20 protein-coding genes are annotated in these 19,328 nt (G+C 71.0%); 14 read left to right on the plus strand and 6 right to left on the minus strand.

Annotation, left to right across the window (positions count from 1 at the left end):
- Positions 1–196 precede the first annotated feature (196 nt).
- Both pgi and tal read right to left on the minus strand, forming a co-directional pair.
- Entirely contained in the window at positions 197–1,807 is a 1,611-nt protein-coding gene (gene pgi / locus DFQ15_RS11560) for a glucose-6-phosphate isomerase (RefSeq protein ID WP_110466129.1), read from the minus strand.
- A gap of 16 nt (positions 1,808–1,823) precedes the next feature.
- Positions 1,824–2,777, minus strand: a complete 954-nt coding sequence (tal, locus tag DFQ15_RS11565; protein WP_110466193.1) for a transaldolase — start codon at positions 2,775–2,777, stop codon at positions 1,824–1,826.
- 192 nt (positions 2,778–2,969) lie between these two features.
- Here tal and zwf point away from each other — a divergent pair, with 192 nt between their 5' ends.
- Positions 2,970–4,451 (plus strand): glucose-6-phosphate dehydrogenase, encoded by a 1,482-nt coding sequence (gene zwf / locus DFQ15_RS11570; protein WP_110466130.1) that lies wholly within the window; start codon positions 2,970–2,972, stop codon positions 4,449–4,451.
- Positions 4,452–4,646: 195 nt separating this feature from the next.
- Complete coding sequence (locus DFQ15_RS11575) at positions 4,647–5,516, plus strand: MurR/RpiR family transcriptional regulator (protein WP_110466131.1); 870 nt, start codon at positions 4,647–4,649, stop codon at positions 5,514–5,516.
- Positions 5,517–5,575: 59 nt separating this feature from the next.
- Here DFQ15_RS11575 and DFQ15_RS11580 read toward each other — a convergent pair whose 3' ends face one another.
- Both DFQ15_RS11580 and DFQ15_RS11585 read right to left on the minus strand, forming a co-directional pair.
- On the minus strand, positions 5,576–6,352 hold the full coding sequence (locus tag DFQ15_RS11580; protein ID WP_110466132.1) for a DUF3047 domain-containing protein: 777 nt from the start codon (positions 6,350–6,352) through the stop codon (positions 5,576–5,578).
- A gap of 172 nt (positions 6,353–6,524) precedes the next feature.
- Positions 6,525–7,625 carry a porin gene (locus DFQ15_RS11585; protein ID WP_110466133.1) on the minus strand — a complete coding sequence of 367 codons (1,101 nt, stop codon included), beginning with the start codon at positions 7,623–7,625 and terminating at the stop codon, positions 6,525–6,527.
- Positions 7,626–8,081: 456 nt separating this feature from the next.
- On the opposite strand from DFQ15_RS11585, the gene coq7 reads away from it, so the two are divergent.
- Positions 8,082–8,693 (plus strand): 2-polyprenyl-3-methyl-6-methoxy-1,4-benzoquinone monooxygenase, encoded by a 612-nt coding sequence (gene coq7 / locus DFQ15_RS11590; protein ID WP_110466134.1) that lies wholly within the window; start codon positions 8,082–8,084, stop codon positions 8,691–8,693.
- Between the two features lie 25 nt (positions 8,694–8,718).
- Here the strand turns inward: coq7 and DFQ15_RS11595 are convergent, their stop codons facing one another.
- Complete coding sequence (locus DFQ15_RS11595) at positions 8,719–9,168, minus strand: OsmC family protein (RefSeq protein WP_110466135.1); 450 nt, start codon at positions 9,166–9,168, stop codon at positions 8,719–8,721.
- A gap of 307 nt (positions 9,169–9,475) precedes the next feature.
- Here DFQ15_RS11595 and ilvA point away from each other — a divergent pair, with 307 nt between their 5' ends.
- Genes ilvA through DFQ15_RS11610 form a run of 3 tightly spaced genes read left to right on the plus strand, consistent with a single transcriptional unit; the run spans position 9,476 to position 12,505 of the window.
- Complete coding sequence (gene ilvA, locus DFQ15_RS11600; protein WP_110466136.1) at positions 9,476–11,089, plus strand: threonine ammonia-lyase, biosynthetic; 1,614 nt, start codon at positions 9,476–9,478, stop codon at positions 11,087–11,089.
- A gap of 22 nt (positions 11,090–11,111) precedes the next feature.
- Positions 11,112–11,918: an adenosylcobinamide-GDP ribazoletransferase gene (locus DFQ15_RS11605; RefSeq protein ID WP_110466137.1), complete on the plus strand. Its 807-nt coding sequence runs from the start codon at positions 11,112–11,114 to the stop codon at positions 11,916–11,918.
- Complete coding sequence (locus tag DFQ15_RS11610; protein WP_110466138.1) at positions 11,915–12,505, plus strand: histidine phosphatase family protein; 591 nt, start codon at positions 11,915–11,917, stop codon at positions 12,503–12,505. The genes DFQ15_RS11605 and DFQ15_RS11610 overlap by 4 nt, the downstream gene beginning before the upstream one ends.
- An 86-nt stretch (positions 12,506–12,591) precedes the next feature.
- On the opposite strand, the gene DFQ15_RS11615 is transcribed toward DFQ15_RS11610, so the two are convergent.
- Positions 12,592–13,026, minus strand: coding sequence for a type II secretion system protein N (locus DFQ15_RS11615; protein ID WP_110466139.1), 435 nt, complete (start codon positions 13,024–13,026; stop codon positions 12,592–12,594).
- 59 nt (positions 13,027–13,085) lie between these two features.
- On the opposite strand from DFQ15_RS11615, the gene gspG reads away from it, so the two are divergent.
- From gspG to gspN, 8 genes are all read left to right on the plus strand, one after another.
- Positions 13,086–13,532 carry a type II secretion system major pseudopilin GspG gene (gene gspG / locus DFQ15_RS11620; protein ID WP_110466140.1) on the plus strand — a complete coding sequence of 149 codons (447 nt, stop codon included), beginning with the start codon at positions 13,086–13,088 and terminating at the stop codon, positions 13,530–13,532.
- Between the two features lie 265 nt (positions 13,533–13,797).
- Complete coding sequence (locus DFQ15_RS11625) at positions 13,798–14,262, plus strand: pilus assembly FimT family protein (RefSeq protein WP_259292658.1); 465 nt, start codon at positions 13,798–13,800, stop codon at positions 14,260–14,262.
- Positions 14,259–14,639, plus strand: a complete 381-nt coding sequence (gene gspI / locus DFQ15_RS11630; protein WP_110466141.1) for a type II secretion system minor pseudopilin GspI — start codon at positions 14,259–14,261, stop codon at positions 14,637–14,639. The genes DFQ15_RS11625 and gspI overlap by 4 nt, the downstream gene beginning before the upstream one ends.
- Positions 14,639–15,328: a PulJ/GspJ family protein gene (locus DFQ15_RS11635; protein ID WP_110466142.1), complete on the plus strand. Its 690-nt coding sequence runs from the start codon at positions 14,639–14,641 to the stop codon at positions 15,326–15,328. The genes gspI and DFQ15_RS11635 overlap by 1 nt, the downstream gene beginning before the upstream one ends.
- A complete protein-coding gene (gene gspK, locus DFQ15_RS11640) occupies positions 15,325–16,443 on the plus strand; it encodes a type II secretion system minor pseudopilin GspK (RefSeq protein WP_233504430.1) in 1,119 nt (372 codons plus the stop codon). Before DFQ15_RS11635 ends, gspK begins: the two co-directional genes overlap by 4 nt.
- A gap of 106 nt (positions 16,444–16,549) precedes the next feature.
- Positions 16,550–17,791 (plus strand): type II secretion system protein GspL, encoded by a 1,242-nt coding sequence (gspL, locus tag DFQ15_RS11645; protein ID WP_110466143.1) that lies wholly within the window; start codon positions 16,550–16,552, stop codon positions 17,789–17,791.
- A 79-nt stretch (positions 17,792–17,870) separates the two neighbouring features.
- Entirely contained in the window at positions 17,871–18,479 is a 609-nt protein-coding gene (gene gspM / locus DFQ15_RS11650; protein WP_110466144.1) for a type II secretion system protein GspM, read from the plus strand.
- Positions 18,480–18,518: 39 nt separating this feature from the next.
- The gene (gene gspN, locus DFQ15_RS11655) at positions 18,519–19,328 is read left to right on the plus strand and encodes a type II secretion system protein N (RefSeq protein ID WP_110466145.1); all 810 of its coding nucleotides are present in this window, start codon (positions 18,519–18,521) and stop codon (positions 19,326–19,328) included.

Genomic DNA, 19,328 nt, shown 5'->3' on the forward strand with positions numbered 1-19,328 from the left:
CCTGATCTGGTCATCTTTGTAGTTTCCTGGACTTGGAAACTCATGGATAACCATTCGTCAACTTAGTTCGGCTTATTTTTGAGACACCACACTAGGACGTGCCCGCGAAAGCGTTAGGAGAAGCCCGGCTGCAGCGTTGCGGTGCTTGCCAAGACAGCAAGCCTTGGCGCCACGATCACGCAGCGCGAGCCCTGCTTCAACCGCGCAAACGCGCCAGCAATCCGGCGGTCGAGGGATCGAGCCCCCGCGCATCGCCGGAGGCCAGGCGCGGCTCGATGTCTTTGGCCAGCACTTTGCCGAGTTCCACGCCCCACTGGTCGAAGCTGTTGATGCCCCAGATCGCACCGCTGACGAAAACGCGGTGCTCGTAGAGCGCCAGCAGCGCGCCGAGGGTGGCCGGGTCGAGCTTTTCCAGCACGAAGAAGGTACTCGGCCGGTTGCCGGGAAAATCCTTGTGTCCGTCCGCGTCCGCCTGCCCTTGCAGCAGCGCCTGGGCCTGGGCCAGCGCGTTGGCCAGCAGCTTGGGGTGGTGGCCGGGCAGGTCGTGCGCCGCGTCGCGCACCGCGATGAATTCGAGCGGCACGACGTCGGTTCCCTGGTGCAGCATCTGGAAGAACGCATGCTGGCCGTTGGTGCCGGGCTCGCCCCAGACGACGGGCGAGGTGGCGTAGCCCACCGGCCGGCCGCCCTGGTCCACCCGCTTGCCGTTGCTCTCCATCTCCAGCTGCTGCAGGAAGGCCGGCAGGCGTTTCAGGGCCTGGTGGTAGGGCGCCACGCAGCGGCTGGCGAAGCCGTGGAAGTTGCGGTACCAGACGTCGAGCAGGCCAAGCCGCACCGGCAGGTTGCGCTCCAGCGGGGCAGTGCGGAAGTGCGTGTCCATCGCATGGGCGCCGGCCAGGAACTCCTCGAAGGCCCGGGCACCGATGGCGATCGCGATCGGCAGCCCGATCGACGACCAGAGCGAATAGCGCCCGCCCACCCAGTCCCAGAAACCGAAGGTGGTCGCGATGCCGAAGGCCTGCGCCGCCGCGACGTTGGTGGTGAGGGCCGCGAAGTGCCGCGCCACGTCCCGGCCCCCGGCCGCCGCGAACCACGACCGGGCGCTCTCGGCGTTGGCCATCGTCTCGGTGGTGGTGAAGGTCTTCGACGCGACCAGGAACAGCGTGCTCTCCGGCCGCAGTCCGCGCAGCACCGCCGCCAACTCGTGGCCATCGACGTTGGAGACGAAGTGGAAGCGCTTGCCCGCCGCCCGGTAGCCGTCGAGCGCCAGCACCGCCATCTGCGGCCCCAGGTCGGAGCCGCCGATGCCGATGTTGACGATATCGGTGATCGCCACGTCGCTCCGCACCTGTTCGGCATAGGCCAACATCGCGTCGCGGGTGGCGTGTACCGCTTGTGCGGCCTTTGCTACATTTTCTATAGCATCTAGTCGGCTCACAACGCCGGCTGCGGTCTCTTTTTGTTCGGATTTCGGTGCGCGGAGCAGCGTGTGCAGGACCGCCCGGCCCTCGGTGGCGTTGGTGGCGGCGCCGACGAGCATCGCGTCGCGCTGCGCCTCCACGCCGCATTCGCGGGCCAGCTGCATCAACAGGGCCTCGGTGGCGGCGTCGGTGCGGTTCTTCGAGAGGTCGGCGAAGAGGTGCGGCGCGTCCTGGCTCAGGGTGTCGAAGCGCGCCGGCTCGGCGACGAAGGCGTGGCGCGCATCGAATGTGCGGCCCGTGGCCTGGTAGTGGGCCTGCAGCGCGGCCCAGGCAGGCGCGGCATCGCAGCGGGGAAAGCGGGAGAGATCGTCTTCTGGTCGGGTCATCGGGGCTCCTCGCGGCTCAGGCGGCCTGCTGCTGCAGCAGTTGGTCGAGCTTGCGCGCATCGGCGGTGAAGCCGCGGATGCCTTCGGCCAGCTTCTCGGTGGCCATCGCGTCCTCGTTCAGGGCGAAGCGGAAGCCGGCCTCGTCGTAGTTCACCGGCTCCAGTTCCTTGTGGCGTGCGGCGGCGGGGTCGAGCCCCGGCTGCAGCGGCGCATCGGTGGCGGCCAGTTCGGCCAGCAACTCGGGGCTGATGGTGAGCAGGTCGCAGCCGGCCAGCGCGGCGATCTGTCCGGTGTTGCGGAAGCTCGCGCCCATCACCTCGGTGGCGATGCCGAAGCGCTTGTAGTGCTCGAAGATCTGCCGCACCGACCGCACGCCCGGATCGTTGGCGCCGGCGTTGGCCGCCTCGTCCCAGGCGCTGCCGGCCGATTTCTTGTACCAGTCGTAGATCCGGCCGACGAAGGGCGAGATCAGCTGCACCTGGGCCTGGCCGCAGGCCACCGCCTGGGCGAAGGAGAAGAGCAGCGTCAGGTTTGTATGGACGCCGCGCCGCTCCAGCCGCTCGGCGGCCTGGATGCCCTCCCAGGTGGCGGCGACCTTGATCAGCACCCGGTCGATGCGCACGCCCTCGGCTTCGTACAGCTCGACGATGCGCTCGGCCCGGCTGTAGGTGGCCTCGGTATCGAACGACAGGCGCGCATCGACTTCGGTGGAGACGCGGCCGGGGATGATCGAGAGGATCTCGGCGCCGAAGCGCACCAGCAGGCGGTCGGTCAGCTCATCGAGCGGCCGATCCTTGAACCGGGCGACGGTCTGGTCGAGCAGCGGCCGGTAGTCGGGCTTCTGCACCGCCTTGAGGATCAGCGACGGGTTGGTGGTGGCGTCTTGCGGCTGGAATTGCGCCAGCTGGCGGAAATCGCCGGTGTCGGCCACGACGGTGGTGAACTGCTTGAGGGCGTCGAGTTGGTTCATGCGCATCCTGAGGTTGCTGCTGCTGCGGGAGAAAGCGGGCCGGAGACGGAGTCCGGAACGGTAAAAGTGTAGTGGCCCTCCCGCCGCAGGCCTGTGCGCAGCCGCACGGCGGCGCGGCCGCGGCGCCCGGCCGGTATCGGTCGGCATCGGCAAACCCCGTTAAAGTCGAAGCCTCACAGCACCTGCATCCCCATGTCCTTCGAACTCGTACTGTTTGGCGGCACCGGCGACCTGGCCTGGCGCAAGCTCATGCCTGCCCTGTTCCAGGCGTTCCGCCACGGCACCCTGCCGGCGCGAGGCCGCATCATCGGCGTGGCCCGCGACGATCTGAGCGACGGCCAGTACCGCACGCTGATCCAGTCGCGCTTCGAAGAGGTGGAAGGCGCCAAGCGGCCCAATGCCAAGGAATTCGCCAAGTTCGCCGAGATGCTGCACTACGTGCGGCTCGACGTGTCCAAGCCCGGCGACTACGCCCGGCTGAAAACCCGGCTCGACGAGCGCAACGCCGAGACGGTGGTGATGTACATCGCCACCGCGCCGACGCTCTTCACCACCGCCTGCGAACAGCTGGGCGCCGCGGGCCTGGCCACGCCGCGCACCCGCATCGTGCTGGAAAAACCGTTGGGCCACGACCTGGCCTCCAATCGCGAGATCAACGCCGCGGTGCGGCAGGTCTTCAGCGAGCAGCAGATCTTCCGGATCGACCACTACCTTGGCAAGCCGTCGGTCCAGAACCTGTTCGCCCTGCGCTTCGGCAATGCGCTGTTCGAGCCGTTGTGGCGGCGCGAGCTGATCGCCAACATCCAGATCACCATCGCCGAAGACCTGGGCGTGGAGAAGCGCGGCGCCTTCTACGAGACCACCGGCGCGCTGCGCGACATGGTGCAGAACCATGCGCTGCAACTGCTCTGCGCGATCGCGATGGAGCCGCCGATCAGCGCCGACGCCGACGCGATTCGCGACGAGAAGCTGAAGGTTCTGCGCTCGCTGCGCCTCTGGACGCCCGAGACGCTGGGCCTGCACGTGGTGCGCGGCCAGTACACCGCCGGCACCGCCTACGGCGAGCGGGTGCGGGGCTACCGCGAGGAGCCGGGCGTGGACCCGGCCAGCACCACCGAGACCTTCGTGGCGCTGCGTACCGAGATCGACAGCTGGCGCTGGGCGGGCGTACCCTTCTACATCCGCACCGGCAAGCGGCTGGCCTCCCGCGATTCGCGCATCGAGATCAACTTCCGGCCCGCGCCGCACCCTATCTACGGCACCCCGGTGGGCGGCGCCTTCAATCAGCTGGTGATCAACCTGCAGCCCAAGGACGGATTGGAGTTGCACCTGCTGGCCGAGGGTCAGGTCGAGCGCAAGGGCACCAAGGCCGGCACCCGGTCGGGCACGCAGACCCTCTCTCCGGTGCAGCTGGACCTGGACTTCGACAAACGCTTCGGCTCCGAGCGGGTGGGTGCCTACGAGCGGCTGCTGCTCGACGTGATCGACGGCCGGCTCAACCTGTTCGTGCGCAGCGACGAGCAGGAGGCCGCCTGGCGCTGGGTGGAGCCGATCCTCGACCACTGGCAGAGCGGCCATCAGGAGCCGCGCCCGTATGCGGCCGGCACCTGGGGACCGAGCGCGTCGAGCGCGATGATCGCGCGGGACGGGCATTGCTGGAGCGAAGCCATTTGAGCCCGCCCCCAGGCTCCGCTCACTGCGTGTGCTGCGCCTTCCCCCTCGCCGGGGGCACCACCGGCGGACCGGCGGAGCCGGATCTGCGGTAGTCCTGGGCGTGTGGGGGGCGCGGGTGCCGCTGTGCGCTGTTTTCGGCGGGGCGCGGCGGAAGCGCTTTGTTTGCGGGGGGCGTCCGTGGTTGACGCCGGGGGCATGCTGGATCGGGTGCGGGCGTCGTTGCCATCGCTGGCGCCGGCGGAACAGCGGGTGGGGCGGCTGGTGCTGGCGGATCCGCGGGCGTTCTCGCTGTTGCCGGTGGTCGAGCTGGCCGATAGGCCGCATGTGAGCAAGCCGACGGTCGTGCGGTTCTGCCGCAGTGTGGGCTACGACGGGCTGTCGGACTTCAAGCGCAAGCTGGCCGGCACCGTGGTCGAGGGCGTGCCCTTCATCCACCGCAGCGTGGATGCGGACGACAAGACGGCCGACGTGCTGGTCAGGATGATCGACAACACCACCGCGGCGCTGCAGAAATACCGCAACGAGGCGAGCCCGGTGGCGATCGAGCGGGCGACCTCCGCCCTGGCGGCCACCTACCAGACCGGGCGGCGGATCGAGTTCTTCGGCGTGGGCAATTCGGGCATCGTCGCGCTCGACGCGCAGCACAAGTTCTTCCGCCTGGGCGTGACCGCCATCGCCTACAGCGACGGCCACATGCAGGTGATGAGCGCCACCATGCTCGGGCCGGGCGACTGCGTGGTGATCATCTCCAACTCGGACCGCACCCGCGACCTGATGGACGCCGCCGACATCGCTCGCCGCAACGGCGCCACCACCATCGTGATCACCACCATCGTGATCACCGCCAGCGGCTCGCCCCTGGCCTCGGCCGGGCCTATCCACCTGGCGGCCGACCATCCCGAGGGCTACGACCGCTACAGCCCGAGGGTCTCGCGCCTGCTGCACTTGACCATCGTCGACATCCTGGCGACCTGCGTGGCCTTGCGGATCGGCAACGCACTGCAGCCGGTGCCGCAGCAGATGAAAAACAACCTGCGCAGCAAACGCTACGCCGAAGCAGGCTAGCGGACCGGGGCCGGGACTGCAGGAACGTCCCGCACGTATCCAGTGTGGCCTGCGGCTTCTCAGGGATTGGAAGCGACCGACTGCGAAGTGTCGACCAGGGGCGCCAGCCGCACCGGGCCGTACCAGGCCAGGGCGCGCGAGACGGTGTTGTCGCTGTCGGTCATGACACCGATGCCCGCCAGCATCCCCGGCGCCTCGCCGAACGCCTTTTCGAAATCGGCCCGCACGTCCCGGTCGTAGGCCAGCCATTGGCCCAGCCGCGCGGGGCCGTACTCGACCACGATCGACTTGATGCGCTCGCTGCGCGGATGGGCGATCACGCTGCCGACCGGGCGCTTGTTGCACCATACGTACATCAGCGTGGCATAGGGCATATCTTCGCCGGTCAGGGTGCGGGCCAGTTCCGACAGGATCGCGTCCTTGGTGGAGAAGCGGCTGCGGTCGCCTTCGAATGCCAGGACCACGCGCGAGGGCGCATCGTCGGCATCGCGCCGCGTCATGTCGGCGTCGGTGATCAGGGCCGGCACCTTCCAGGAGAACTGCAGATGGCCGATCGCCTCGGGCGGCACCTGCAGCGGGGTCTTCAGCATGCTGGCCGAGCCGTCGGACCGGGCGCGGACACTCGGCGTCTTGCCGTCGAAGGCGTACTCGTACTCGGTGGACTGCTTGCCCGGAAACTCTTTGTGGACCCATTGCCGGGCCGCGCCGCTGGCATCGGTGCCGCCCCAGCCGAGGGCCGCATCGCTCGCTGTCGCGGCCGGTCGTATCGGCACGGCACAACCCGCCAGAAGTGCCACGACAGGCAGTACCGTGATCCACGCAAAGATTTTCTGCATGGCATGCACCTTACGACAGCCCCTGTTACGCAAGCTAGGTATTTGCCACCATTTCCGGGGGCAAATGGAGCTTCTGAGCACCAGCCCATGAAACCGCATATAAAAAAAGCCGCTGACCCGAGGGCCAGCGGCTTTTCGCTTCGAATTCCAACCGGCTCACGCCGGCGGGAAATCAGAAGGAGTGGCGAACGCCGATGTCGAAGCCGGTCACATTGCGACCTGCCAAGCCAACGCCTGCCAGACCTGCGACGCCTTGACCAACGGTGGTCAGGGTACCGCCACCGGTGCCGACACCGTAAGCAGCGCCACCCTTGTTGCTCACACGGGAAACCGTCGTGTACACCTGGGTACGCTTCGACAGGTTGTAGCCGTAGCCGAGAGCGAACTTGTTCGCGTCGGCGTTGCTGTTCTTCAGGTCGTAGCGGGCCACGGAAGCGCGCAGTTCGCCAGCACCCAGAGGAGCGGTAGCACCGATCAGCAGGGTGTTCAGCTTGGTGTTGGCGATACCGTTTGCGACGGTGCCGTTGTCAACCTTGGACTGAGCGTAGTAAATCACAGGCTTGACGATACCGAAGTCGTACGAAGCGCCGATGTTGGCTTGCTTCAGGTCGCCACCGACTGCGCCGTTGGCAGGCAGGAAGGCTTGCTTGGTTTCGCCGAGCGATGCTGCCACGTTCAGAGGGCCGTTGGCGAAGCCGACGCGACCACCGATGTAGCGGCCCGCCTTGTCGTTGACGGCGGTGGAGGCTGGCTCCGAGCCGAAGCCGTACTGCAGTTGGCCGTAGAAGCCGCCCAGGGTGGCAGGCAGGAAGTAGCCAATGGTGTTGTTGTTGCGGACGGGGTTCGCAAGACCTGGACGGTAGACGTCCATTGCCTGGCCGACGCCACGCGTACCGAACGGATCGAACGTGGTGATGTTCCAGAACGACGGCGAGTAGTCGCGGCCGAGGCGGACTTCACCGAAAGGACCGGCCAGGCTCACGGTGGAGCGGCGGTCGAAAGAAAAGCCAGACGCCTGGCCGTCGTCGACACCGACCGTACCTTCGAGCCAGAAGCTGGCAGCCAGACCGCCGCCGAGGTCTTCGGTACCGCGGAAACCCAGACGGCTGGCGCTGTTACCACCTTGCGACAGACCGACGCGGTTGCCCGCGCCGCCGGAACCGCCGATACGCGTCACAGCGGCGTCGACCACGCCGAACAGGGTGACGGAGGACTGTGCCATCGCGGCGCCGGAAGCAGCCAGCACAGCCAGGGCAATCAGGGATTTTTTCATTGCGAGTTTCTCCAAGGTTAAACATAGGGCTCCGGTACGAGGGGCAAGGCCGGCTCGCACCGTAGCCTGATCCCGCCGGTTCCCCGGGCCAACCTCCTTGATGGAAGTTGGTGTTATTGCAACAGACGCTCGGAGGTTGCGCAAAGGATTTAGGCCGTAAACAGAGAAGAAAAGCCGTTTCGTTGCGACGATGCAACGAAACGGCCTTCACTGCCGAGACGGGTTCTCGTCTGAGGGGGCCTGCCCCTATTTCGACCGAAAACCCGCCGACTTGAGCACGGATCAGAAACCGTGGCGAACGCCCGCCGCGCGGCCGGTCGATTTTCCACCGGCGACCACGTCCGGGGACGCCGATCCGTCGATCGAGATGCCGCGGGAGGCGGCCGTTTGAAGTTTCCGGCGCTTGTGCGGGGCGTGCTATCTTGGCCGTCCGCCGAGCCCTGGAGCACCTTCCGTATGGACCGTTTTCTGATCGCCGCCGACGCCGCGCTCCGCACCCTCTTCGCCGTTCCGCACGGAGGGCGCCCCGCGCCCGAGGGCGTCGCCGCCGAACTCGATCCGGCGCAGCGGCGGCTGGCCGGCGCGCTGATGCGGGTCAACCATGTCGGCGAGGTCTGCGCCCAGGCGCTCTACACCGCGCAGGCCGCGGTCACCCGGGATCCGGCGCTGCGGGCGCATTTCGAGGAAGCCTCCCGCGAGGAGACCGACCACCTCGCCTGGACGCGTCGGCGGCTCGACGACCTGGGTGATCGCCCGAGCCTGCTCAATCCGCTCTGGTACGGCGGCGCCTTCGCGCTGGGCCTGCTGGCCGGCGCCGCGGGCGACCGCGTCAGCCTGGGCTTCGTGGCCGAAACCGAGCAGCAGGTGGGCGAACACCTGGGCAGCCACCTGGAGCGGCTGCCCGAGGGCGACGGCGCCTCGCGCGCCGTCGTGGCGCAGATGAAGGCCGACGAGGAGGCGCACGCCGCCGAGGCACGGGCCGCCGGCGGGGTCGAGCTGCCCGCCCCGGTGCGGCTGCTGATGCGCGGCGCCGCCCGCATCATGACGACCACTGCCCACTACGTCTGAGCAACGGCGCTCGGCAGGCCGGCCTTCAGCTCTCGACCAGGTCGAAGCCGGTCGTGATCGTGGCGGTCGCGCCCAGCATGATGCTGGCCGAGCAGTACTTGTCGTGGCTCATCGCGATCGCGCGCTCCACCGCCGCGGCCGGGATGCCCGTGCCGGTCACGGTGAACTGCATGTGGATCTTGGTGAACACCTTCGGGTCGGCCGGCGCGCGCTCGCTGCTCAGGTGTACCGAGCAGCCCTTCACCGCGTGCCGGCTACGGCGCAGGATCAGCACCACGTCGTAGGCGGTGCAGCCGCCGGTGCCGGCCAGCAGCATCTCCATCGGGCGGGGGGCGAGGTTGCGGCCACCGTTCTCGGGGCGGGCCTCGTCGGGCGCGCCGTCCATCGCCACGACGTGGCCGCTGCCGGTCTCGGCCACGAAGCCCATGCGGGAGCGGGTTCCGGCGGCGCCGGTCCAGCTGACGGTGCATTCCATGGAAGTTTCTTCTTTCTGCGCGGTGAATGTGGCGATTTGCCAACCATTGACGGAAATCGCGGACGGTCTGTTGCATCGCAACAAAGCCTCCCGCTATACTGCATCCAAGCATAACGACTCGGGAACTCCATCAGGAATTACCCGCTCCGCTTGCAACCGTTGTCTCCTCCACCTCCTCTTTTGGTGGATTTAGCCCCTAGCCGTAAGGCTCGGGGCTTTTTTCTTGGCACCGTATGATCGCCCCGCTGCGCACGGCGCGGGCGCCCGGCCCGCTCAACCGCCTGTCATGCCGCTGCCGGCTTTCCCCATGACCGCTGTTCCTACGCCCTCCCCGCTCTCGCCCCATTCCCTCACCCCGGCCGACTACCTGACCCGCATCCTGAATGCGCGGGTCTACGACGTGGCGATCGAATCCCCGCTGGAGCGGGCGCGCAACCTCAGCGAGCGGCTTGGCAACACGGTGCTCCTGAAGCGCGAGGACCAGCAACCGGTCTTCAGCTTCAAGCTGCGGGGCGCCTACAACAAGATGGCGCACCTCTCGGCCGAACAGCTGGCCCGCGGCGTGATCTGCGCCTCGGCCGGCAACCATGCCCAAGGCGTGGCGATGAGCGCCCGCAAGCTGGGCACCACCGCGGTGGTGGTGATGCCGACGACCACGCCGCGGCTCAAGATCGACGCGGTGCGCGGCTTCGGCGGCGACGTGGTGCTGCACGGCGAGAGCTATTCCGACGCCTACCAACACGCCGCCCTGCTGGAGCAGGCGCGCGGCCTGACCTTCGTGCACCCCTTCGACGACCCCGACGTGATCGCCGGCCAGGGCACCATCGCGATGGAGATCCTGCGCCAGGTGCAGGGCATCGGCCAGGGCCCGGGCTCGGATCGGCTGGATGCGGTCTTCGTCGCCATCGGCGGCGGCGGGCTGGTCTCGGGTGTCGCCAACTACATCAAGGCGGTGCGCCCGGGCGTCAAGGTGATCGGGGTGCAGATGAACGATTCCGACGCGATGATGCAGTCGGTCGCCGCCGGCCACCGGGTCACGCTGCCCGACGTGGGGCTGTTCTCGGACGGCACCGCCGTCAAGCTGGTCGGCGCCGAGACCTTCCGCATCGCCGCCAGCGGCCTGGTCGACGGCTTCGTCACCGTCGATACCGATGCGGTCTGCGCCGCGATCAAGGACGTGTTCGTCGACACCCGCAGCATCGTCGAGCCGGCCGGCGCCCTGGCGGTGGCCGCGATCAAGCAGTACGTCGCCACTCACGGCACCACCGGCGAGACCTATGCCGCGGTGCTCTGCGGCGCCAACATGAATTTCGACCGGCTGCGCTTCGTGGCCGAGCGGGCCGAGGTGGGCGAGGAGCGCGAGGCGCTGTTCGCCGTCACCGTGCCCGAGGAGCGCGGCAGCTTCCGCCGGTTCTGCGAAAGCATCGGCACCCTGCAGGGCGGCCCGCGCAACGTGACCGAGTTCAACTACCGGATGGCCGGCCCGTCGGAGGCGCATGTCTTCGTCGGCCTGACCACCGTGGCGCGCGGCGAATCGGTGCGCATCGCCGCGCATTTCGGCGCGCTGGGCTTTCCGGCGCTCGACCTGACCCACGACGAGATGGCCAAGGAGCATCTGCGCCACTTGGTCGGCGGCCGGGTGCCGGTCGATGCGGCCGACGCGGGCGCGTCCGAGCGGCTGCTGCGCTTCGTCTTCCCCGAGCGGCCGGGCGCGCTGCTGAAGTTCCTGCATCTGATGCGGCCCAACTGGAACATCAGCCTGTTCCATTACCGCCACCAGGGCGCCGACTACGGCCGCATCCTCGTCGGCCTGCAGGTGCCGGCCGAGGACGACGCGGCCTTCGCCGCCTTCCTGGCCGACCTGGGCTACCCGTGGATCGAGGAAACCGCCAACCCGGCCTACCGCCTGTTCCTGCGCTAATGGGCGGCCGGGCATCGCCGCGATGAGCCTCGACCCGGTGCGCCGCTTCCTGGTGGCACTGCAGTTCTTCACCCGCATCCCCGTCACCGGCCGGCTTGCCGACTGGGTGGGCTTCAGCCCCGCGATGCTGCGCGCCAGCGCGGCGCATCTGCCGGGCATCGGCTGGATCGTGGGCGGCTTCGCCTGCGTCGTCTACGCGCTGGCCGCCTGGGTCCTGGGCCCGGGGCCGTTCACGCCGCTGGCGGCCGCCGCGCTCTGCACCGTGGCCACCGTCTGGCTGACCGGCGGTTTCCACGAGGACGGCCTGGCCGACGTGGCCGACGGCCTGGGCGGCAGCGCCGACCGCGAGCGGGCGCTCGACATCATGAAGAACTCGCGGATCGGCGCCTACGGCACGCTGGCGCTGGTGCTGGGCCTGCTCTGCAAGGTCGCTTTGCTGGCGGGACTGGGTGCACGCGGCACCGGCACCGCCGTGGTGGCGCTGTACAGCGCCCATGTGCTGTCGCGGTTCGCGCCGCTGCTGCTGATCCGCGCGCTGCCGCACGTGGGCGACACCGCCCGCTCCAAGAGCAAGCCGCTGGCCGACCGGATCGGCCGGTGCGCGGTGGCCATCGCGTTTTTATGGTGTTTCGTGCCGTTGGCCGGCGCCGCATACCGACATGGCGCTATTTATTTAATAGCATGCATGGCGGCGACGGCGCTGGCATGCTATGCCGCCTACCGCTTGTTCAGGCGCCGGCTGGGCGGCTTCACCGGCGACTGCCTGGGTGCCACCCAGCAGGTCTGCGAGATCGCCTTCTACCTGGCCGCGGCCGTGGCGCTGCGATGACCCGGCTCTGGCTGGTGCGCCACGCGGTGCCGCTGCTGGCGCCGGGCATCTGCTACGGCCGCACCGACGTGCCCGCCGACCCGGCCGCCACCCGGCGCGCGGCCGAGGCCCTGGCCGCCGCGCTGCCCGCGGGCTGCCGCGTCGTCCGGTCCCCGCTGCAGCGCTGCACCGCGCTGGCCGACGCCCTGCACCGGCTGCGGCCCGACCTGCCCTCCACCCCCGATCCGCGCCTGGCCGAGATGGATTTCGGTGACTGGGAAGGCCATGCCTGGGACGCGCTCGGCGCCGAACGGCTCGATGCCTGGACCGCCGATTTCGCCCACCATGCGCCCGGCGGCGGCGAGAGCGTGCAGGGCTTCCTTGCACGGGTGGCGGAGGCCTTCGACGAACTCGGGCCATCCGGCGAAGCCGACGTCGCCTGGATCGCCCATGCCGGCGTGGGCCGTGCGGCACGGTTGCTGACGGCCGGTGTCCGGCAGGTGGCGCGGGCGGGCGACTGGCCGAAGGAGGGGCTGGCCTTCGGCGGCTGGGCGGTCGTGGAACTGCCCGCGCCCGCGGCGGGCAAGGCGTCGATCACGCCCGGTTGAGTTTGCTATCGACGCCGCCGATCAGGCATTCGCCAGCCGACGCAGAGAGGCGCACCGCGCCGATCGGCACCGCCCGGCAGCGCCGCCTACTTCAGGACCGGCATGTCCAGCGTCACCGCCGCCAAGCCGTCGCCGCCCAGGTAGGCCCGGCGCGGCCCGACCGATTGCAGCACCACCCCCGGCGCCACCGCGCTGCCCACCCGGAACGGCCGCGCCGGCTGGCCGTCGACGGCGATCAGCGCGGTGCCGCCGGAACTGCGCCCGGCCACCACGCCCAGGAGGGTGAAGCGGGTGGGCGCCGCGGCTACGGCGACCGGCGCGTCGGTAACGGCGCCCAGGGCCCGGCCCACGGCCATCGGATCGGCCGGCGGCCCGGGGACGGCCGCCAGCGGCGCATAGACCGCCGCGACAGGCGGGGCCGCCAGGCGCAGCCCCCAGAAGACGATGCTCCCGACGGCCAGCGCCCAGAGGGCGGTGGTGGCGGCGCGGCGGGTCCGGCGGGCTGCATCGGGCTGTTGCATGCGCGGATTATCATGGAACGTCCGGTGGCTCCGCTGCCCTGTCACGATCGTCATCCGCCATGCATCCCACGACACTCCCTCGCCGACCGCTGCGCCGCATCCGGGCCGGCTTCACCCTGATCGAACTGATGGTGGTGCTGGTCATCATCGGCGTGCTGGCCGCGCTGATCGTACCCAACGTGCTCGACCGTGCCGACGACGCCCGCAGCACCGCCGCCCGCACCGACGTCAACAACCTGGTCCAGGCGCTGAAGCTCTACCGCCTCGACAACCAGCGCTACCCCACCGCCGAGCAGGGCCTGCAGGCGCTGATCGCCCGGCCCACGAACCCGCCGGTGCCCGGCAACTGGAAGCCCTACCTGGAAAAGCTGCCCAACGACCCCTGGGGTCGGCCGTACCAGTACCTCAACCCGGGCGTGAAGGCCGAGATCGACGTGATGTCCTTCGGCGCCGACGGCCAGCCCGGCGGCGAGGGCAAGAACGCGGACGTGGGCAGCTGGCAGTAGAGCGTGTCATGCACCGTGACGTATCCGGGAAAACCGGGCAGAGGCCCGGCAGCAAGGCGCAGGACGCGCCGCGGTATGCATGCCGCGAGCGGACTGCCACGCGGCAGCCGCCGAACGATCCTCCTTTCCGCCCTTTTCCATGATGCAACCGTCCCCGGCCGGCCCGCCCGCCGCCCCGGCCGCTTCCCTGCAAGCGCGGTATGGTGAAGCCGCCTCGGAGCATTTGCTATCGAAAAGAGAGCTAGAGGTCGGCGCGGAATACAGGCTGCAGCCCTTTTCTTTTCAAAAATCCGCTCGTTCCGCCACGCGCCGCCGCACGGCGCGCGGCTTCACCCTGCTGGAGCTGATGGTGGTGATCGCGATCATCGCCCTCTCGACCGCCGGCGTCGCCTTCGCCCTGCGCGACGGCAGCCAGACCCAGCTGGAGCGCGAGGCCGAGCGGCTGGCCGCGCTGCTCGACGGTGCCCGTGCCCAGTCGCGCGCCAGCGGCGTGCCGGTGCGCTGGCGGCCGACGGCGCAGGGCTTCGTCTTCGACGGCCTGCCGCCCGGCGCGCTGCCCAGCGGCTGGCTGGCGCCCGGCGTGCTGGTGGCGGGCGACGCGGTGCTGCGCCTGGGCCCCGAGCCGCTGATCGGCGCGCAGCAGGTGCTGCTCTACAGCGCCGCCCGACCCGACCGCGCGCTGCGGGTGGCGACCGACGGCCTGCGTCCGTTCTCGGTGGCGGCGCCGTGAGCCGCCGCCCGGCCGCCGTGCGCGGCCCTGCCCGCGGCTTCACCCTGATCGAGGTGCTGGTGGCGCTGGGCATCGTCGCCATCGCGCTGCTGGCCGGCAGCCAGGCGACCAGCGCGCTGACCCGCAACGCGCTGCGCCAGTCCGACCTGGTGCTGGCCCAGCTCTGCGCCGAGAACGAGCTGGTGCGGGTGCGCCTGTCGCGGCAGATGCCCGGCATCGGCGACAGCACCGTGCCCTGCGCCCAGGGCGGGCGCGAGTTCGCGGTCTCGGTCGCGGTGCGGCCCACGCCCAACCCGAGCTTTCGCCGAGTCGACGCCCAGGTGCAGGGCGGCGGCGGCCCGGTCCTGACGCTCTCCACCATCGTGGGGCAGTACTGATGGCGGCCCCGCGGCGCAGGCGCCCGGCCCGCATCGGCGGCTTCACCCTGGTGGAGCTGCTGGTCGCGCTGGTCGTGATGGCGCTGCTGGCCATCATGAGTTGGCGCGGCCTCGACGGCATGGCCCGGACGCAGGAGCAGACCAAGGCCCGCTCCGACGAGGTGCTGGCGCTGCAGGCGGGCCTCGCCCAGTGGACGGCCGACCTGGACGCGGTGACGGCGGTGCAGCGGCTGCAGGCGCTCGACTGGGACGGCCGCGCACTGCGCATCACCCGGCGCGGCAGCGGCGGCGACGCCGAAGGCCTGCGGGTGGTGGCCTGGGCGCGCGGCGCCACGCCCACCGGCCTGTCCTGGCTGCGCTGGGAATCGCCGCCGCTCACCACCCGCGGCGAGTGGGAAGACGCCTGGCAGCAGGCCGCCCTCTGGGCCCAGAACCCGGGCGAGGCCCAGCGCGCGCGGCAGGTGGCCATCGCCGCGCTGTCCGAGTGGCAGATCTACTACTACCGCAACAACGCCTGGAGCAACCCGCTCTCCAGCGAAGGCACCGCCGCCACCATCGCCAGCGCCAACGGCATCCCCACCGTGCCCGAGGGCGTGCGGCTGGTCCTGGTGCTCTCGCCCGGCCAGGCGATCAGCGGGCCGCTGGTGCGCGACTGGGTCGGCCCCACCGTGGGCGGGGGCAAGTCGTGAGACCGCGCCACGCCGCCGCGCAGCGCGGCGCCGCCCTGCTCGCCGCGATGCTCACGGTGACGCTGGTCGCCACCTTCGCCGCCGCCGCCATGTGGCAGCAATGGCGCAGCACCGAGATCGAGACCGCCGAGCGCGCCCGGATGCAGGCCGCCTGGATCCTCGTCGGCGCGCTCGACTGGTCGCGGCTGATCCTGCGCGAGGACGGCAACGCCAACCTGCGCAATCCAAGCGGCCCGGCTGACCACCTGGGCGAGCCGTGGGCGCTGCCGCTGCAGGAGGCGCGGCTCTCCAGCTTCCTGGCCGCCGCCGACCGCTCGGGCGCGGGAGCGGAGGCCAGCGACGACGTGCGCGACGCATTCCTCTCCGGCCAGATCCTCGACATGCAAGGCCGGCTGAACCTGCGCAACCTGATCGACACCAACGGCCGCATCTCCGCCTCCTGGCGCGCAGCGTTCCAGAAGCTGTTCGCCCAGCTGGGCCTGCCGGTGCAAGAACTGGACCGGATCGCCGAAGGCATGCGGCAGGCGCTGGCCGGTTCGGCGGCGACGGCCGGAAGCAATATGCCCGGCACGAATACCGGCACCACGACCTCGTCCACCGGCACCACGACGGGCACCACCGGCACCGGCGCCACGGCCGCGACCGGCACGGTGGACCCCGACGCGCCGCTGCTGCCGCAGCGCCTGGAGCAGTTCGCCTGGTTCGGCGTTTCGCTCGGGACTCTGCAGGCCCTGGCGCCCTACGCCACGATGCTGCCCGAAACGACGCCGGTCAACGTCAACACCGCCGATGCCCTGGTCATCGCCGCGGCCCTGCCCGAGATCGACGCCTCGTCCGCCCAGCGCTTGGTGGCGTCGCGCGCCGGCAACTACCTGCGCGACGGCGAGAACATACGCAAGGCCCTCCAGATGGAGACGGTGCCCGATCCAGCCGTCGTCGCGGTCGCCAGCCGCTATTTCGAGGTGCGTGGCCGGCTGCGGCTCGACAACGCGGTGGTCGAGGAACGCTCGCTGGTGCAGCGCGACGGCAATGCGGTCGCCACCGTCTGGCGCGAGCGCGGTGCGATCGGCGTGGCGCAGGCGCTGCAGGCCGCCCAGGAAGCGGCGGCACGTTGAACAGGAGGGCATCGAATGCGCCGGCGCCGCCCGACAGGGTGCGCCGGCGCCGTCCGGCAGACACGGCGCCTCTCTACAATCGTCCCCAACCCGCCGACCACCGTCCATGAGCACCCTGATCGTCTACCTTCCCCCCGACGCCGGTGCCGTGGACCTGCCCTACGTGCTGACGGCCGACGGCCACGCCGCCCTGCGCCAGGCCAGCGCGCGCCCCGCCCTGCTGCCCCAGCCGGGTCGACCCGGCGGCGAGGTGGTGGCGGTGGTGCCGGCCCGCGCCCTGTCGTGGCAGCGGGTGGAGCTGCCGCGCGGCATCCGCGCAGGCAGCCCGCCGCAGCGGGTGCGCGCGGTGCTCGACGGCTTGCTGGAAGACCGTCTGCTCGACGACCCCGCCCACCTGCACTTCGCCCTGGCGCCCGACGCCGCCCCTGGCGTGCCCGCCTGGGTGGCCGTCTGCGACCGGGCCTGGCTGCGCAACGCCCTGCAGCGCCTTGAGGCCGCCGGCCGCCGAGTGGCGCGGATCGTGCCCGAGTTCGCGCCAGACGACGCCGCGCTGCCGCAGCCCCGGCTCCATGCGGTCGGCACGCCCGAGGACGCGCAGCTGGTCGTCGTCGGCGAGCGGTACGGCACCGCCGTGTCGGTGCTGCCGCTGTCGGCCGGTGCGCTGGGCCTGGCCCTGTCGGGCCGGCCGGCCGATGCCGATGCGCCGCCGCCCCTCTTCTGGGCCGAGCCCGCCGTCGCCGCGCTGGCCGAGCAGTTGGCCGGCCGCCCGCTGCCGCTGCAGACACCGGCCGAGCGCTGGCTGGTCGCAGCCCGCGGCCGCTGGGACCTGGCCCAGTTCGACCTGGCCAGCTCGGGCCGCCGCCGCGCCGTCAAGCGCGCCGGATCGCTGATGGCCGGCTTGCTGCGGGCGCCGCAGTGGCGCGCGGCCCGCTGGGGCCTGGGCGTGCTGCTGGTGGCCCAGCTGGTCGGCCTGAACGCCTGGGCCTGGAAGGAGCGCAGCGCGCTCGACGCCCGCCAGTCGGCCCTGCATGCGGTGCTGACGCAGACCTTCCCGTCGGTGCGGGTGGTGGTCGATGCGCCGGTGCAGATGGAGCGCGAGCTGGCGCTGCTGCGCCAGGCCACCGGCGTCGGCGCGGGCGCCGGACTGGAGGGCCTGCTGTCGGCCGTGGGCACCGCGTTGCCGCCGGGCGCATCGGTCCAGTCGGTCGACTTCCTGAACGACGAGTTGCGGCTGCGCGGCTTCGACCCGGCGCAGGTCGCGCCGCTCGTCGAGAAGCTGCGCGCCCAGGGCATCGCCGCCGGCACCGAGGGCGAGGTGCTGGTGCTGCGCCAGGAAGGCATGCCGTGACCGCGTCGCTTCGATCTCGCCGCCCACAAGCCGCACAAGCCGATTCTCCCGACCGCCCCTGCCGACTGGACCCGACCCGATGAACGCCTCGCCTCGCAGCACCCCGGCGGCACCGCTCACCCTGCGCGCCCGCTGGAACGCCCTGGCCGCACGCGAGCGCTCGATGGTGCGGCTGGCGGCGGCCGCCGTCGGCATCGCACTGGTCTGGTGGGTGGCGCTGGCCCCCGCCCTGCGCACCCTGCAGGTGGCAGAGACCCGCCGCAACACGCTCGACGCGCAGCAGCAGCGGCTGCTGGCCCTGCAGGCCGAGGCCCGGCGCCTGAAGGCCCAGCCCAAGGCCGGCTACGACGAATCGCTGCGCGCCCTGGAAGCCTCGGTGCGCGACGGCCTGGCCGGCACCGGGCGGCTGAGCGTCGTCGGCGAGCGGGCCACCGTCACCCTGCGCGGCACGCCGCCCGAGGTGCTGGCCGCCTGGCTGGCCCGGGCCCGCGCCAATGCGCATGCGCTGCCGATCGAGGGCAAGCTGATGCGCAGTGCACCGCCGGCCGCGCCCGTCGGCAACGCCGCCGCGGCCCGGCCGCCGGCGCCCGATTTCTCTCAGAACGCGCCCGCCGCAGTGGTCACCGCGCCGCCCGATCGGGGGCCGCGCTGGGACGGCACGCTCGTGCTGGCGCTGCCGGCGCGCTGAGAACCCGCCCTCCATCGCCCTGATAGCCTTTCGCTCCCCATGGCCCGCCGCTCTTCCTCTGTTTCCCGCCCCGGCCGTGCGCCCTCTGCCGGCTGGCGCTGGGCCACCGTCGGCGCGGTACTGGGCCTGCTGGCCACCCTGGTGCTGTTCGCCCCGGCACGCTGGCTGAGCGGCGCGCTGGCCGACGCCACCCAGGGCCAACTGCTGCTGGCGGCGCCCGCCGGCACCGTCTGGAACGGCACCGCCCAGCTGGTGCTGACCGGCGGCGCCGGCAGCTCCGACGCCGCCGCCCTGCCCGACCGGCTGCGCTGGCGGCTGCGCCCCACCTGGGACGGCCTGTCGCTGCAGCTGCAGGCGCCCTGCTGCACGCCCGAGCCGGTCGCGCTGCGGGTGCACCTGCGCCGCGGCGGCGCCCGCATCGTGGTGGCCGACAGCGGCTCGCGCTGGCCGGCGGCCCTGCTGGCGGGCCTGGGCACGCCGTGGAACACGCTCAAGCCCCAGGGCGACCTGGCGCTGGCCACCCAGGGCCTGGCGGTCGAGATCGCACAGGGCCGGCTGGTGCTGGCCGGCCGCGCGCAGCTGGATGCGCTCGGCATGTCGTCGCAGCTCTCGCCGCTGCGCCCGATGGGCAGCTACCGGCTGGTGCTGGCCGGCGGCGAGCTGCCGACGCTGGGCCTGCAGACCCTCGAAGGCGCGCTGCAGCTCACCGGCCAGGGCCGCTGGGTCGGCTCGCGCCTGCGCTTCGACGGCGAGGCCTCGGCCGCGCCCGACCGCGAAGCGGCGCTCTCGAACCTCCTGAACATCATCGGTCGCCGCAGCGGCGCCCGTTCTCTCATCACCGTAGGTTGA

This window comes from Xylophilus ampelinus, from assembly GCF_003217575.1.
GTDB lineage: Bacteria > Pseudomonadota > Gammaproteobacteria > Burkholderiales > Burkholderiaceae_C > Xylophilus > Xylophilus ampelinus.